This is a genomic window from Enterococcus sp. DJ147D b (genome assembly GCF_058216655.1).
In genome coordinates this window covers 2,283,973-2,298,341 of sequence record NZ_CM177104.1, presented here as the reverse complement: position 1 = coordinate 2,298,341, position 14,369 = coordinate 2,283,973, and the positions used below count along the sequence as shown (strand labels likewise).

The window sequence follows — 14,369 nt, the reverse complement described above, 5'->3', positions numbered from 1 at the left end:
TTTATAAAGTGTACTTATTGCTTGAAGCGAAACACCTTTGTCACAGCCACTTTATCATCAAATATTTTGTAAGAACTATCAACCTAGTAAGCTCGGCTACTTCTTTTTTCTTGATAAAAGATCTTGTACTTCGTAAGTGTGAAGTTGCTGCTTAATTTGGTCAATTTCATCTTGCTGTCTAGCTAATTTGACAGATAAAGATATTACAGCTCCTGAGAGTAATAAGATTGCGATAAAATCATAGTGATCAATAAAAAATTTGAAAATATCCCTGAAGATGTTCATTTTTAGTCCTTTCATAAAATAAATTAACGATTATACATTCCTTGAATAATTGCAATAGAAGAGGCGATAATTCCTAAAATGACTTCAATACCAACTCTAGAATGAGGTTTGGTACTTAAAAACTCAAGATAACCATCCAACAATGCATCGTGATTTTCAGAAGTGACAGTTTTTCCGTAAAAATATTCTTTAAAGTATGTAACGGATAAACTAGTGGCATGTTCTTTTAAATACTTCACAGCTTGGTTATAGTTTTGATTATTTTCATTGAGGACATATATTTCTTGTGTGCTTGTTTGTTCATTAGTCAGGCTAATCTGATTATTTTCTTCAGCTAAGACAGTAGCTGTTGGGACAAGAGCTCCGGAAATTGTAATAACTGATAATAAACCTGTAACAACTTTTAAATTTTTTGCTAACCTTCTCAACACTTCTTTCTAAAATTTTTTTTTTACAAAAATAACTTACTACGCAATGATGTAACTAACTAGCAAAGGTGTTTTACATAAGACTTTACATTCGTAAAATTTGATAAGAAAGGGGGTTGTTTGATCGTATGCACCAAAAAACAAAAGCAGAAAGATTGAAAAAAACTAACACAAGAAGAATTAGCAGAAAAAATCTTAGTTTCTAGACAAACAATTTCTAATTGGGAAAACCAACGAGCGATTCCTACTACGGATAATATTATTTTATTAGCTCAATTGTTTAATTTGCCAATTGATTATTTTTATTCTGAAAATGAAGTGGTGGATTCAGAAAGGATGAACAAACGAGTTAGAAAAAATAGGCTATTTGAGATACAAGATTTGAAATTATGGAATTTTGCTTTGATTATTCTTTTAGTAATTGCGGTGTTTATTCCTTACTCCGCACCCATCGCCCTTTCCATGATTTTTACGTGGAAGAATAAAATTATTCCAAAACAATTTAAACGAGCGATTGCACTGATGATTGTGATCGTTGTGCTTGATATTTTAACGATGCTTATAGTGTTTCTTTATTTTGTGGGTTATAAATAAATAGAGCAGATAATCCATAGAAGTAATCATTATTGAACTAAAAATCGTTGTGTAACAACGTATTTCAACGTAGTAGCCCGTTGAGGTATGAAATTGGAATGCATGAAGTTTTCGATTCTCACATATAAACAAAGAAAAAAACTGAAGACAACAACCATCCTTTCATGGTTGTTGTCTTCAGTTTGGCTGAGGCAGAATTATCTGCCCCGACCTTTTTAAGTTTGTTTAGTTAACAGTTCATTGGTTAATCGTTGTGCAGTAGGTGTCGTAGCCAAACCGCCTTCAGCCGTTTCCTTGAAAATCGATGGCATTTGGCGTCCAACTTGATACATAGCCGCAACTACTTCGTCTGGTGGAATGACACTTTCGATTCCTGCAAGTGCCATGTCTGCGGAAATAAAAGCTTGTGAGGAACCTAAAGCATTTCGTTTCACACAGGGAACTTCTACTAGTCCAGCGACAGGATCACAGATTAGCCCCATCATATTTTTTAATGTGATGGCAATTGCTTGAGCAGCTTGATGCGGTGTGCCATTTTTTGCACAAACTAAAGCTGCAGCTGCCATCGCACTAGCAGAACCAACCTCTGCTTGACAACCACCTTCGGCACCGCTGATTGAAGCATTGTTTGCAATGACTAATCCAAAAGCTCCTGCTGTGAATAAAAAATCTAGTTGCTGCTCGTGTGTTAAAGAAAGACGTTCACGAACGGCCATTAGCACACCCGGGACAACACCCGCACTTCCAGCAGTAGGCGTCGCACAGATAAGCCCCATTTTGGCGTTAACTTCATTCACTGCAATAGCATTTCTTACAGCTGTTAAAATCGTGTCACCACTTAAAAAATCACCTTGTTCCAAGTAAGCATCTAAACGTTTCGCATCTCCGCCAGTAATTCCTGTAACAGAAGTGACTCCAGCTTTTCCTTCAGTGATCGATTGCTCCATGACTGTTAGATTTTTTTCCATGATTTGAATGATTTGTTCGCGCGAACGGCCACTCATTTCCATCTCAGTTGCAATCATTAGCTCTGCGACAGATGAGTAGTCTTTTGCTTGTTCGACTAATTCTTCAATTGATAAAAACATAGGCTTTGCAGACTCCTTTAATCAAAGTAATTCACGCTATCAATATGTGGTAGCTGTTGTAGTTTTCGGACAGTTTCTTCGACTTGTGGATCATCCACTTCGATAATCATAATGGCATTTTCACCTTTTGATTCTCTTGTCACGGTCATCGTTCCGATATTTGTGTTTGTTTCGGAAAGAATATTGGTCACTTTAGCGATCATCCCAGGAACATCTTGATGGACAACGATCAGTGTTGGTGTTCCCATGCTTAAAGAAATTTTGAAACCATTAAGTTCGGAAATCTGGATATTTCCGCCCCCAATCGAGATGCCTGTCACTGACAATTTGCGTTTTCCTTTTGTTAAAAGCATTTTAACTGAGTTCGGATGCTCTGCTTTTTCACTTTTAGGTACGAACAAAACTTCCATCCCAGCTTCATACGCTAATTTTAGTGAATCAGCTAAACGCTCATCATCAGGCTCCATTCCCAACAAACCACCAACTAAAGCAATATCGGTACCGTGACCACGATACGTTTTTGCAAAGGACTCATAAAGGTAAATCTCAACAGAATCTGGTTGTTCGCCAAAAATACTGCGAATCACTTTTCCAATTCTAGCTGCACCTGCAGTATGAGAACTGCTTGGACCAATCATCACTGGTCCGATAATATCAAAAACACTTCTATACTTTAACTCTTTCATTTTTTCACCTCGTCAAATTCTTAAGGAAAAAAGTTTCTATAAAAAACTTCATTTTTCGTACATTTATTTATTCTGGCGTAAGTTTAGCACAAAAGGGTGAGAGAAAGAGAAAAATCTTTCCTTTTATAAGAAAATTTTTAGCACTTTTTTCTCATAACTCTAAAAATAATCGAAAAAATTCTTGAAAATATGATTGAATTTGCTATAATGTATCAGTGTGCATTGAAATGCGCATTTTTATCTAACTTTTTAAAAAATTGATAGATGAAAACGTGGGAGGAGAAATATGTATCTCCAATTAACCACATCACGGACTTAAGGAGGTATGTCTCGTGGCAAAGAAAGTAGAAAAAATCGTTAAATTGCAAATTCCTGCAGGTAAAGCAACTCCAGCACCACCAGTAGGTCCTGCACTAGGTCAAGCGGGTATCAACATTATGGGATTCACTAAAGAATTCAACGCTCGTACAGCTGATCAAGCAGGCTTGATTATCCCAGTTGTAATTTCAGTATATGAAGACCGTTCATTTACTTTTGTTACAAAAACACCACCAGCTGCAGTTTTATTGAAAAAAACAGCTAAAATCGAAAAAGGTTCAGGCGAACCAAACAAAAATAAAGTTGCTACAATTTCTAGCGATCAAGTAAGAGAAATCGCTGAGTTGAAAATGGAAGACCTAAACGCTGCTAACGTTGAATCAGCAATGCGCATGGTTGAAGGAACTGCACGAAGCATGGGTATCGTTGTAGAATAATTTATTCTAACGACCCCAAGAAAGTAGCTTCTCAGTTGGCTCTGTATTGAAAGATATAGAACACGTGGGAGGTACAACCGTTATAACCACAATCAAGGAGGAAACAAAATGGCTAAAAAGAGCAAAAAAATGCAAGATGCATTAAAAAAAGTTGATTCAAGTAAAGTTTATCCTGTTGCAGAAGCAGTAGCTTTGGCAAAAGAAACTAACATTGCAAAATTCGACGCAACTGTTGAAGTTGCTTACCGTTTGAATGTTGACCCTAAAAAAGCAGACCAACAAATTCGTGGTGCTGTTGTATTACCAAACGGAACTGGTAAAACACAATCTGTTTTAGTATTTGCTAAAGGCGAAAAAGCAAAAGAAGCTGAAGCAGCTGGTGCAGATTTCGTTGGTGACGACGACATGGTTCAAAAAATCCAAGGTGGATGGTTTGACTTTGACGTAGTTGTTGCAACACCTGACATGATGGCAACTGTTGGTAAATTAGGTCGTGTATTAGGACCTAAAGGCTTAATGCCTAACCCTAAAACTGGAACAGTTACAATGGACGTAACAAAAGCTGTTAACGAAGTAAAAGCTGGTAAAGTAACTTACCGCGTTGACAAAGCTGGTAACGTACATGTTCCAATCGGTAAAGTTTCATTCGATGACGCAAAACTTATCGAAAACTTCCAAACAATCCATGATGTATTAGTGAAAGCTAAACCATCAGCAGCTAAAGGTCAATACATGAAGAATGTTACTGTAACAACAACATTCGGACCTGGTATCCACGTTGACCAAGCTTCTTTCTAATTTGAATTAAATTAGAAAGTTGATTGATCCAACTGAAAAATAATTCTTGACTCAACTAGTTTAGCGTGCTAAGCTAGTTGAGGTTAATAATTAACTTGTACCGAAGACAGTAGGTGGCTTTGCCTTAATTTCCTACCGAGGACGTTTATTGAATAATTTCAATAGTCCCTCTATGTCTACGGTGGCATAGGGTTTTTTTATTGTGAATCACTAAGAGCGGAGAGGTTAGCTGATGAACATTACTCGTTGAGCAAAGTGAAAGGAGTTTCCTTTCGAGCAATGCGAGATTGAATCACTAAGAGCAAAGTGATTAGAGGATAAACAATACTGATTAAGCAAAGTAAAAAGGATTCCTTTTGAACAGCGTAATGAGGTAACTAAAGACTCTTCCATCAAAATTCAGGAGGTGAAACTCAAAATGAGTGAAGCAGCAATCGCAAAAAAAGCAGAGATCGTTGATAAAGTAAGTGAAAAATTTACAGCAGCAGCATCTGTAGTAGTCGTTGACTACCGTGGACTAACTGTTGATGAAGTAACTCGCTTGCGTAAACAACTTCGTGATGCAAACGTAGAAATGAAAGTTATCAAAAACTCTATCCTTTCACGTGCTGCAAAACAAGCTGGATTAGAAGGCTTGGACGAAGTATTTACTGGCCCTACAGCCGTTGCATTTAGTAACGAAGATGTAGTTGCACCAGCAAAAATCATGGATGAATTTGCTAAAGACGCAAAAGCATTAGAAATCAAAGGCGGTATCATCGAAGGTAAAGTATCTTCATTGGAAGAAATTACAGCCTTGGCAAAATTGCCAAACCGCGAAGGACTTCTTTCTATGTTGCTATCTGTACTACAAGCGCCAGTCCGCAACGTGGCTTACGCTGTCAAAGCAGTCGCAGACAAAGAAGATGGAGATGCAGCTTAATAGCCGCATAGCATAAATAAAACAAACAACATTTAATGGAGGAAATTATCATGGCATTGAACATTGAAAACATCGTTGCTGAGTTAAAAGAAGCAACTATCCTAGAACTTAACGACCTAGTTAAAGCTATTGAAGAAGAATTTGGCGTATCTGCTGCTGCTCCTGTAGCTGCAGCTGGTGCTGTAGCAGGTGCTGCAGCTGAAGAACAAACTGAATTCACTGTAGAATTAACTGCAGCTGGAGACCAAAAAGTTAAAGTTATCAAAGCAGTTCGTGAAGCAACTGGCTTAGGCTTGAAAGAAGCTAAAGCAGTAGTTGATGGCGCTCCTGCACCAGTTAAAGAAGGCGTGTCTAAAGACGAAGCTGAAGAATTAAAAGCTAAACTTGAAGAAGTTGGCGCATCAGTAACAGTTAAATAATTTTTGCTGATTATAGAGCATCGAAATCCCATCAAGGATTTCGATGCTTTTTTATTATACTTGTTATACTTGCTACTTGATGATGTCAAAACATGAGTCTAACGCGAGACAAAAAAACTCTCACGGAATAATGTTCCAGTAAGAGCTAGAGAGTTATAAATTGGCTTTTTTACTTTTTTGATATTTTATGTGTTTGTTGTATCTGTTCTACAAAAACATCAAGTGTAATTTGAACAGTATCACCAATTACATTTTTCACGAGAAGAAAAAGAATTTGGACGTTGAAATAGGCGAAAAATATCTAGATAAAGTTGAACGCTAGGGATAGTTTGAATTATCTATGTTTACTAATTGTCTGTTTTTTTTCAACAAATGCTATTAAGAATCAATACGTGATTATAATGAAAGTATAGGATAAGTATTATGGCTATTCCAAATGTCAGCATTGAAAAATATTTTTTGGGGTAAACTAGTTAATCCTACTTTTTGGAAGTGAGCAGTATTCTAATCAATATTTTTGATAATCTATTGAAGATTAGGGATTGAGCTTTGAATAGAGAAGGAATAAATAGACTTTACTTTGGTTAAAAAGCGAATACATAAAGAAAATAAAAAGATTGGAGCTGAGATAGGCTGAATGAAGGAGGAAGCAAAGAAAGTGAAACCTATGCTAAAATAAGAAATAAAAGAAATAGTTGAGAAAAGGAGTATCAATGAAAAAGCGAAGGATTCAACTCATTTTGATTCTATGTGGTATCGGATTGATTTTATTGATTGGCTATCATGTCTATTTGCAGTATGCAAAGGATCTTGCTATCTTGCTAAATCCTAAGGCAAGTCAGGCGTTATTACAAAAAACAGTACGTTCTCATGGGGTACTCACTGCAATATTACTGATTTTATTAACAACAGTAATGTGTGTGGTGCCGGGGATTCCAACATCGATTGTCGGTATCTTAGTGGGGGTTAGTTATGGTCCAGTTGTTGGAAGTTTCATCAATATTAGTGGGAATGCCATAGGGAACTTATTTGCTATTTTTTTATTGCATCATATATCTTTTTTGGATCGATCAACCAAAGAAAACCGTTGGGTAAAAGCGATTACTCGAATGAGACACCCTAAAATAGGTGTGATGATTGGCTACATGGTACCAGTAATTCCTTCCTCCATTGTCAGTTTTACAGCATATACACTAAATTTATCTTTAAAACAAGTGACGATGTCAGTGATTTTAGGCGTATTACCTTCATCAATCTTATATGCTTGCGGGGGTGAAGCATTGTTTCATGGCTATAGCAAAACAGCAGTAGGAATTGTTGCAAGTGTACTTTTACTGATTGGGTTAGTTGTGATTATTTATAAAGATCGTGAAAAACATCGGTTAGGTATGGAAAAGAAAAGTGAATAAAATATTCATAGATGATTTCATTTCTTTGATGAAAGAGCTACACTATTAGTTGGAAGTGAGGGGAAAGAATGGAACAAAAAAAACAAATTCAATTAACAGGAGCATTGACGACTTTACTAGCAACTACTTGTGGTGTCGTGGTTGCCAATATGTATTATATCCAACCGATTGGAACAAAAGTAGCAACAAGTTTTTCAGTTAGTACAAGTGCAATTGGTATTTTAACCATGTTGACGCAACTCGGCTATGCTTTGGGCTTGTTGTTCTTAGTACCATTGGGAGATGTTGTCAATCGACCTAAATTGATTATTCGGATGGCTGCATTATCGGCTATTTCATTATTGGCTGCTTTTTTTGCGCCATCGTTTACGTTATTTGCATGTGCATCTTTCTTAATTGGATTATTGTCTATCGTGCCACAAATCATTATTCCATATGGGGCTGTTTTAGCAGGTTCAGCAGCACGCGGAAAAGTAATGGGTCAATTATTAAGTGGCTTATTGATTGGGATCTTATTATCGAGAACGATATCAGGTATTATTGCCAGTGTATTTTCTTGGCGGATGGTCTATTTATTTGCACTGGTCGCTGTGGGATTATTAACAGTATTGCTTTATGAAAAATTACCAAGAACACAAGAAAATCGAAAAGCATCCGTTTCTTATGTTGATTCTTTGAAGAGCTTACCGCATTTATTTGTATCACAACGTTTATTACGTGAATCGGCATTCAATGGCTTTTTTATGTTTGGAACGTTTTCGATTTTTTGGTCAACGTTGATTTTTTATATTAGCAGCCCTGCGTATCATTGGGGGACATTTGAAGCAGGGATCTTAGCAATTTTTGGTTTGTCGGGAGCTGTTGCGGCACCAATTGTGGGACGTTTAGCAGATTCTTATTCGGAAAGAAAGATTATTTCGATGGGGTTGTGGATGCAAACACTGAGTTTCGTTTTACTTCTCATTGGCGGCGACCATTTAGCACTTTTGTTATTTGCAATTATTTTATTAGATGTTGGGAATCAGTTTGGTCAAGTGTCTAATCAAGCACGTGTCCAAGGTCTGGGTGAAGAAGCAAGTAACCGCAATAATACGATTTTTATGTTCATGTATTTTATTGGTGGAGCAACAGGATCGTTAGTAGGTACAACGATGTGGGAACATTTCGGCTGGATGGGTGTCACTCTTGCAGGCTTAGCTTTTCAAGCATGTGCTTATTTCTGTCAATTGATTTTATTCCGTAAAAAATAAAAAAGTTAGCACTAAAAAAAGGTGAAGCAAAACCTCATTTCGTTTTGCTTCACCTTTTGATTTGGCACGTTTTATTTGCTAAGTGATTGTTGCTGTACGTTGTCTAAGTCGTTTCGATTTCAATCACTCGATCAACCAGTTCTTGATAAAATTCTTGTTCATGGGAAACAACTAAGACAGTTCCTGTAAATTGTTGAATCCCTTTTTGTAAACTTGCTTTCGTTTCGTGATCAATATGGTTTGTAGGTTCATCTAAAATCAGTAGATTCCCACTGTTCATAGTCATCTGTGCAAGTTTTACTTTTGTTTGCTCACCACCACTTAGTGTAGCTAGAGGTTCGCTTGCCAGCTGGTTGACTAAGCCAGCTTTGGCTAATTGACGACGTAATTCTTTGATTGTTGCTTTAGGAAAGTGCCCACTTAAATATTGTAACGGTGTTTCCAATGGATTTTCCCAAGTTAAATCTTGTGAAAAATAATTGATTTTGGTGTTTTCTGGAAAATGAAACTGACCATCTAATTGTTTGATTTCACCAATTAAGGTTTTAAGCAATGTCGATTTTCCAATCCCATTAAAGCCACGAATCGCAACAGTTTCACCAAAACGAATCGTCAAGTTGATAGGTGATAGCAGAGGTCGTTCGTACCCAATGACTAAATCGGTTGTCTCTAGTGCTAATGTTGTGACAATTGGTGTGAAAGGGAAATCAAATACAGCAGTTGCTGTATTGGTTGGCGGTTTCAATCGATCAACTTTGTCTAATTGTTTTTGACGACTCTTTGCCATGGTTGAGCGAGAGCCAGCTTTGTATTTACGAATATAAGCTTCAGTTTTCTCGATTTGTTTTTGCTGCGCATGATATTGTCGTAAATAACTTTCTCGATTTTGTTCTTTTTGTTTCAAAGCTTGTTTTAGATGACCTGTGTATTTTGTTAATTGACCGAATTCGATATCTGCAATGTGTGTAGTGATTTGATCTAAAAATTCTTGATCATGGGAAATCACGATATATGCACCTTGAAAGCTTTGCAGAAACTGTGTCAGCCATTGGATGTGTTGATCATCTAAATGGTTTGTAGGTTCATCTAAGATTAAAACATCTGGATTTTCTAAAAGTAATTTGGCTAAGATTACTTTTGAACGTTGTCCACCGCTCAGTTCTTTTAATAATGTATTGGTGCCTAACACGTCTAAGCCAAGCCCACTACTCATTTCAGCTACAAGCGTATCAATTTGATAAAAGATACCTTGATCGAGTTCGGTTTGTAATTTTCCTGCTTTTTCAAGTAGGGAGTCATCAAACGTCTCACCATATTGGGTATAAAGTTCGCCGATTTTTTGTTCTTTTTCAAATTCATCAGCATAAGCAGTTTTCAGAAATTCTTGGATTGTCAATTGTTCATCGACTTCGACGTACTGATCTAAATAGCCACGATGAATATTCTTTTGCCATTGGATATGACCGTTATCTGGAAGAATTTCCCCTGTGATAATTTTGATCAAGGTACTTTTTCCCGCACCATTTTGACCAATCAGTCCTAAATGCTCGCCAGCATTTAATTGTAGTTGAATGTCTTCATAAAGAATTTTATCACCGAATTGTTGGGTGATATTTGTTAGTGTTAATATACTCATAATTTCTCCTTCTTAATAGTAAAAAAACTGCAGACAGTTCTGTCCGCAGTCGTCAAGTATCCTGGTTAAAATGCAGCAAAAATCAATTTAATTACCTCGTCTTATGCAAACTAACACAAATGAATGAAAAATGTCAAGAAAATGAAAAAAATTCAAATTTGGTCTATACTAATTATTGTAATCTGAAAAAAAGGGTGCTATAATTGGGCTATACCAAAACGCAAAGGAGTAATCACTATGGAAATCATTCGTGTGAAAAACGCTGAAGAAGGCGGCAAAAAAGCTTTTGAAATAATCAAAGATGGCATGGCAAATGGGGCAAAGGTTTTAGGTTTGGCAACAGGTAGTACGCCAATTACTTTATATAAAGAAATGACTTCAAGCGACATTGATTTTAGTGACATGACTTCTGTTAACTTAGATGAGTATGTTGGACTAGGCGGATCAGATGAACAAAGCTACCGTCATTTTATGAACGTTCAATTATTTGATAAAAAACCATTCAAAGCAACTTATGTACCAAATGGTAAAGCAGAAGATTTAGCTGCTGCATGTAAAGAATATGACAAAACAATTGACGAAAATCCAATTGATATCCAAATCTTAGGAATTGGTCAAAATGGACACATTGGTTTCAACGAACCTGGTGCGCCATTTGACGGAACAACTTCTGTCGTTGACTTAACTGAATCAACAATCAATGCGAATAAACGCTTCTTTGACAAAGTGGAAGATGTACCAACTAAAGCTGTTTCAATGGGAATTGGTTCAATTCTTAAAGGAAAGAAAATCGTCTTGATGGCTTATGGCGAAAACAAAGCAGACGCCATCAAAGGAATGGTTGATGGACCTGTGACAACAGAAATGCCAGCAAGTGCATTGCAAAACCATGATAATGTTGTTGTAATCATCGACGAAGAAGCTGCAAGCAAGCTATAAGAAGAGGTTCCAAGCAATCAGCTCCGACAAGATAGCGAGCAAGCATTCAAAATAACTTTTCATATTTTGCAATGAATGTAAGCTATTTTGATAGAGTTGCTTGAGATATTCAGAAATAGGAGATAGGGCAAAACTTTTGTCTTATCTCCTATTTTCTTGTGTATATTTCAATGAGGCATTCGTGATAGCCATTTTTATTTTAAAAAAGGGAAAATTATTTGATAAAAAATTTTTCATTTGTTTTAGGTTAAGTAAAAACGAAAAGCCGGCTGAATCCTTGGAATTAAAAATGCCTCGTACAAAGTTAATAGGTTAAGTTAGTGGCTAAAAAATTTTTTTCTCATCTAACATTCATTTTGAAAAAAATGTTAAGTTGAAAAAGCAATAGTACCTTGTTATCCTTGATTGAAAGAGGCAAGGGGGAGATTGAGTGTATCAGGAAGAAAAAAGTCATTTTTTTACGCGCGAAGATTTTCAGTACGCATTGGAAGACATGATTCAACCTTTACGAGATGAGATGATTCATTCGGAATTATCCGGATTACACTTGGGGAGTAGTGGCGCAGTATACGATCAAAAACGCGCAGATATGGAAGCGCTTATCCGTGTGCTTTGGGGCTTAGGCCCGTATTGGACAACGAAGCAAGAGGATGAATTAAGAGATGCTTATATCCAAAAGATTTCAAATGGGACCAACCCAGACAGCCCATTCTACTGGGGAGCAGTCGAAGACTATGATCAATATATCGTTGAAATGGCTGCACTTTCACTAACTTTATTATTAGATAAAGATTATTTTTGGCTGGAAATGTCAACCAAGGATCAACGAAATCTTGTTGCTTGGTTGACTCAAGCATTGGATAAAAAAATTCCGAAAAATAATTGGACTTTTTTCAAAGTACTGATTCGTTTGGCACTAGCTCATTGCGGAGAAAAGTTGAATCAGAAAAAATTGATTGAAGAATTGACTTTGATTGATACAATGGCGATTGAAAATGGTTGGTATGTGGATGGAAAACTCACACAAAAAGATTATTATGTGCCTTTTGCTTTTCATTATTACGGGTTGATTTTTGCGAAATTCATGAAAGAAGAACTACCAGAATGGGCAGATAAATTTGTTGCTCGTGCTAAAAGATTTGCGCAAGAATTTATTTATTTCTTTGACTCAGATGGCGAGGCACTACCGTACGGACGAAGTCTGACTTATCGGTTTGCTCAAGGTGCATTTTTTTCAGCACTGATTTTTGCAGAGGTTGAAGCAATTCCTTGGGGACAAATGAAAACACTTTTATCCAATCATCTACAGACGTGGCTGACACACGATATCTTTACTTTTGATGGACGATTGTCAATTGGGTACCACTACGAGAATCTTGTCATGGCAGAAGGATATAATGCTCCAGGATCACCCTATTGGGCATTGAAGATTTTCTTATTATTAGCTACGGAACGAACACATCCATTTTGGCAAGCAGAGCCAGAACCAATCGAAAAAAAAGAAAACCAGTTTATAACTACAGGAAATATGTTCATCGTTCAGGCAAAAAATGGACAGCATGTATTGGGGTATCCATTTGGAAATCTAGTGTATCACCAAGCGCATGCAGAAGCGAAATACAGTAAATTTGTCTATTCAACCAAGTTTGGGTTTAGTGTCCCAAAAGCTGGCGTCGAGTATGAAGCGGGTGCGTTTGATAATGTTCTGGCAGTTTCCAGAGACGGTCAATCTTACCGAGTGAAAGGAGAAGTCATTTCTTATCACGCGGATAACAATTGTGTAAGCTATCTCTGGCAACCCTTTGAAGAAGTAGAAATTCAGACAGCGATTTATCCTTTTGGTGAATGGCACGTACGATTCCATGAAATCAAAACGATGATCCCAATTGAAATCAGAGAAGGGGGTTTTAGTTTACCGTTAAAAGGGAAAAACATTGGAGGCATAATTGAGCCATTATCCGCGAAAATCAATTCAGAAGAGTTATGCTCGCAAATCATAGCTGTTGAAGGATATGAAGAAGCAAAGGTCACGCAATTGGAAGCAAATACTTCTTTGTTTTTCCCGCGGACTAGCTTACCGTATTTGAAAAATCATTTGCAACCCGGAACACATCGCTTGATTTGTTTAGTTGGTGGCATAACAGAAAAGGGAGAAAAACATGCTGAAAATTAGTTTGAAAAATCAATACAATCAACCAATTATTGGAAAAATCGATCATAACAAAGAAGTAGGACCATTTGAAGCAATGGGAGAAGATATGGCTGTTTTGGCAATTAAAGATTACCGTTATCAGTTGGGCGATAAAGTCGTAGTGACTACAGAGGCAAATGAAAGTTATTTTGTCGTTCAGTTAGATGAGACATTAGCACCAAATTTGATTTATTTGCCCGAAGAAAAATGGGAATATCATTTTCCTTTGGAGGAATCCTTGATGAAATCAAGTGTAGAAACTGGATTTCAATCAACTCGACATCAGTTGATGATTCGTAAAGCTTATGAATTTGAAATCACTAACTATCAAAACTTGTCCATCAATACACATGACCAAAAAAATGATACAGGTGTTTATCCGCATGCGTTTGCAAATGTAGAAACACGAAATGATGCTGTCTTTTTTGCTAAAAATGCGATTGATGGTAAATATGGCAACCTTTCTCATGGTTCCTATCCATTTGCTTCTTGGGGAATCAATCAACAAGCAGATGCAGAGTTAGTTATCGATTTTGGACGAATGATTGAGACAGATCGGGTACAAGTGCTCTTTCGCGGAGATTTTCCACATGATAGTTTTTGGACAGAAATCACGTTACTTTTTTCAGATGGCGAAACGCTGGTTGTACCTACGACAGATGCCTTGTCATTCCAAGAAATTACTTTTCCACTGAAAAAAACAAGCAAACTAACACTAAAAAACTTGAAAAAAGCAAATGATGACTCACCATTTCCAGCATTAACACAAATCGAAGTCTTTGGACGAAATATTCGCGATGAATAATTAAAAGAACATAGCAAAAACGGCTGAAGTAAACGCTCCAGCTGTTTTTGCTATGTACGAGTTGTAATTAGTCGTTGAAGTGGATACTTTGATTCATAACTTCAATTGAGGTATTGCCAAAGTATCCACACTTTGGTAATACCTCTTTTTCATAGAAAAAAGGG

The 14,369-nt window shown here is 36.8% G+C and carries 14 protein-coding genes, 1 pseudogene and 1 other annotated feature; of the genes and pseudogenes, 11 read left to right on the top strand and 4 right to left on the bottom strand.

Going from position 1 to position 14,369, the window contains the following annotated elements:
* Positions 1-308: 308 nt before the first annotated feature.
* Positions 309-713: a hypothetical protein gene (locus AC4BD1_RS10835; protein ID WP_490466506.1), complete on the bottom strand. Its 405-nt coding sequence runs from the start codon at positions 711-713 to the stop codon at positions 309-311.
* Positions 714-884: 171 nt separating this feature from the next.
* On the opposite strand from AC4BD1_RS10835, the pseudogene AC4BD1_RS10830 reads away from it, so the two are divergent.
* Both AC4BD1_RS10830 and AC4BD1_RS10825 read left to right on the top strand, forming a co-directional pair.
* Positions 885-1,013, top strand: a pseudogene (locus tag AC4BD1_RS10830) (helix-turn-helix transcriptional regulator); the annotation flags it as partial.
* 36 nt (positions 1,014-1,049) lie between these two features.
* The gene (locus tag AC4BD1_RS10825; protein WP_490466505.1) at positions 1,050-1,307 is read left to right on the top strand and encodes a hypothetical protein; all 258 of its coding nucleotides are present in this window, start codon (positions 1,050-1,052) and stop codon (positions 1,305-1,307) included.
* Positions 1,308-1,522: 215 nt separating this feature from the next.
* On the opposite strand, the gene sdaAA is transcribed toward AC4BD1_RS10825, so the two are convergent.
* Both sdaAA and sdaAB read right to left on the bottom strand, forming a co-directional pair.
* Entirely contained in the window at positions 1,523-2,395 is an 873-nt protein-coding gene (gene sdaAA / locus AC4BD1_RS10820; protein WP_206910247.1) for an L-serine ammonia-lyase, iron-sulfur-dependent, subunit alpha, read from the bottom strand.
* Between the two features lie 17 nt (positions 2,396-2,412).
* Entirely contained in the window at positions 2,413-3,081 is a 669-nt protein-coding gene (gene sdaAB / locus AC4BD1_RS10815) for an L-serine ammonia-lyase, iron-sulfur-dependent subunit beta (RefSeq protein ID WP_206910246.1), read from the bottom strand.
* A 332-nt stretch (positions 3,082-3,413) separates the two neighbouring features.
* Between sdaAB and rplK the strand changes: the two genes are divergently transcribed.
* The 6 genes from rplK to AC4BD1_RS10785 all read left to right on the top strand — a co-directional run bounded on the left by rplK (position 3,414) and on the right by AC4BD1_RS10785 (position 8,634).
* A complete protein-coding gene (gene rplK / locus AC4BD1_RS10810) occupies positions 3,414-3,836 on the top strand; it encodes a 50S ribosomal protein L11 (RefSeq protein ID WP_206897644.1) in 423 nt (140 codons plus the stop codon).
* A gap of 108 nt (positions 3,837-3,944) precedes the next feature.
* Complete coding sequence (gene rplA, locus AC4BD1_RS10805) at positions 3,945-4,634, top strand: 50S ribosomal protein L1 (protein ID WP_067482954.1); 690 nt, start codon at positions 3,945-3,947, stop codon at positions 4,632-4,634.
* Between the two features lie 82 nt (positions 4,635-4,716).
* Positions 4,717-4,842: a sequence feature (ribosomal protein L10 leader region), on the top strand.
* A gap of 210 nt (positions 4,843-5,052) precedes the next feature.
* Complete coding sequence (gene rplJ / locus AC4BD1_RS10800; RefSeq protein ID WP_206897643.1) at positions 5,053-5,556, top strand: 50S ribosomal protein L10; 504 nt, start codon at positions 5,053-5,055, stop codon at positions 5,554-5,556.
* Between the two features lie 50 nt (positions 5,557-5,606).
* On the top strand, positions 5,607-5,975 hold the full coding sequence (rplL, locus tag AC4BD1_RS10795; RefSeq protein ID WP_067482950.1) for a 50S ribosomal protein L7/L12: 369 nt from the start codon (positions 5,607-5,609) through the stop codon (positions 5,973-5,975).
* Between the two features lie 713 nt (positions 5,976-6,688).
* Complete coding sequence (locus AC4BD1_RS10790; RefSeq protein ID WP_490485602.1) at positions 6,689-7,384, top strand: TVP38/TMEM64 family protein; 696 nt, start codon at positions 6,689-6,691, stop codon at positions 7,382-7,384.
* A gap of 68 nt (positions 7,385-7,452) precedes the next feature.
* A complete protein-coding gene (locus AC4BD1_RS10785) occupies positions 7,453-8,634 on the top strand; it encodes an MFS transporter (RefSeq protein ID WP_206910244.1) in 1,182 nt (393 codons plus the stop codon).
* Positions 8,635-8,737: 103 nt separating this feature from the next.
* Here AC4BD1_RS10785 and AC4BD1_RS10780 read toward each other — a convergent pair whose 3' ends face one another.
* On the bottom strand, positions 8,738-10,270 hold the full coding sequence (locus tag AC4BD1_RS10780) for an ABC-F family ATP-binding cassette domain-containing protein (protein ID WP_206910242.1): 1,533 nt from the start codon (positions 10,268-10,270) through the stop codon (positions 8,738-8,740).
* Between the two features lie 237 nt (positions 10,271-10,507).
* Here AC4BD1_RS10780 and nagB point away from each other — a divergent pair, with 237 nt between their 5' ends.
* The 3 genes from nagB to AC4BD1_RS10765 all read left to right on the top strand — a co-directional run bounded on the left by nagB (position 10,508) and on the right by AC4BD1_RS10765 (position 14,205).
* Entirely contained in the window at positions 10,508-11,209 is a 702-nt protein-coding gene (gene nagB / locus AC4BD1_RS10775) for a glucosamine-6-phosphate deaminase (RefSeq protein WP_490485601.1), read from the top strand.
* A 430-nt stretch (positions 11,210-11,639) separates the two neighbouring features.
* Entirely contained in the window at positions 11,640-13,382 is a 1,743-nt protein-coding gene (locus tag AC4BD1_RS10770; RefSeq protein ID WP_206910240.1) for a DUF2264 domain-containing protein, read from the top strand.
* Positions 13,369-14,205, top strand: a complete 837-nt coding sequence (locus AC4BD1_RS10765) for a hypothetical protein (protein ID WP_490466501.1) — start codon at positions 13,369-13,371, stop codon at positions 14,203-14,205. The genes AC4BD1_RS10770 and AC4BD1_RS10765 overlap by 14 nt, the downstream gene beginning before the upstream one ends.
* Positions 14,206-14,369 lie beyond the last annotated feature (164 nt).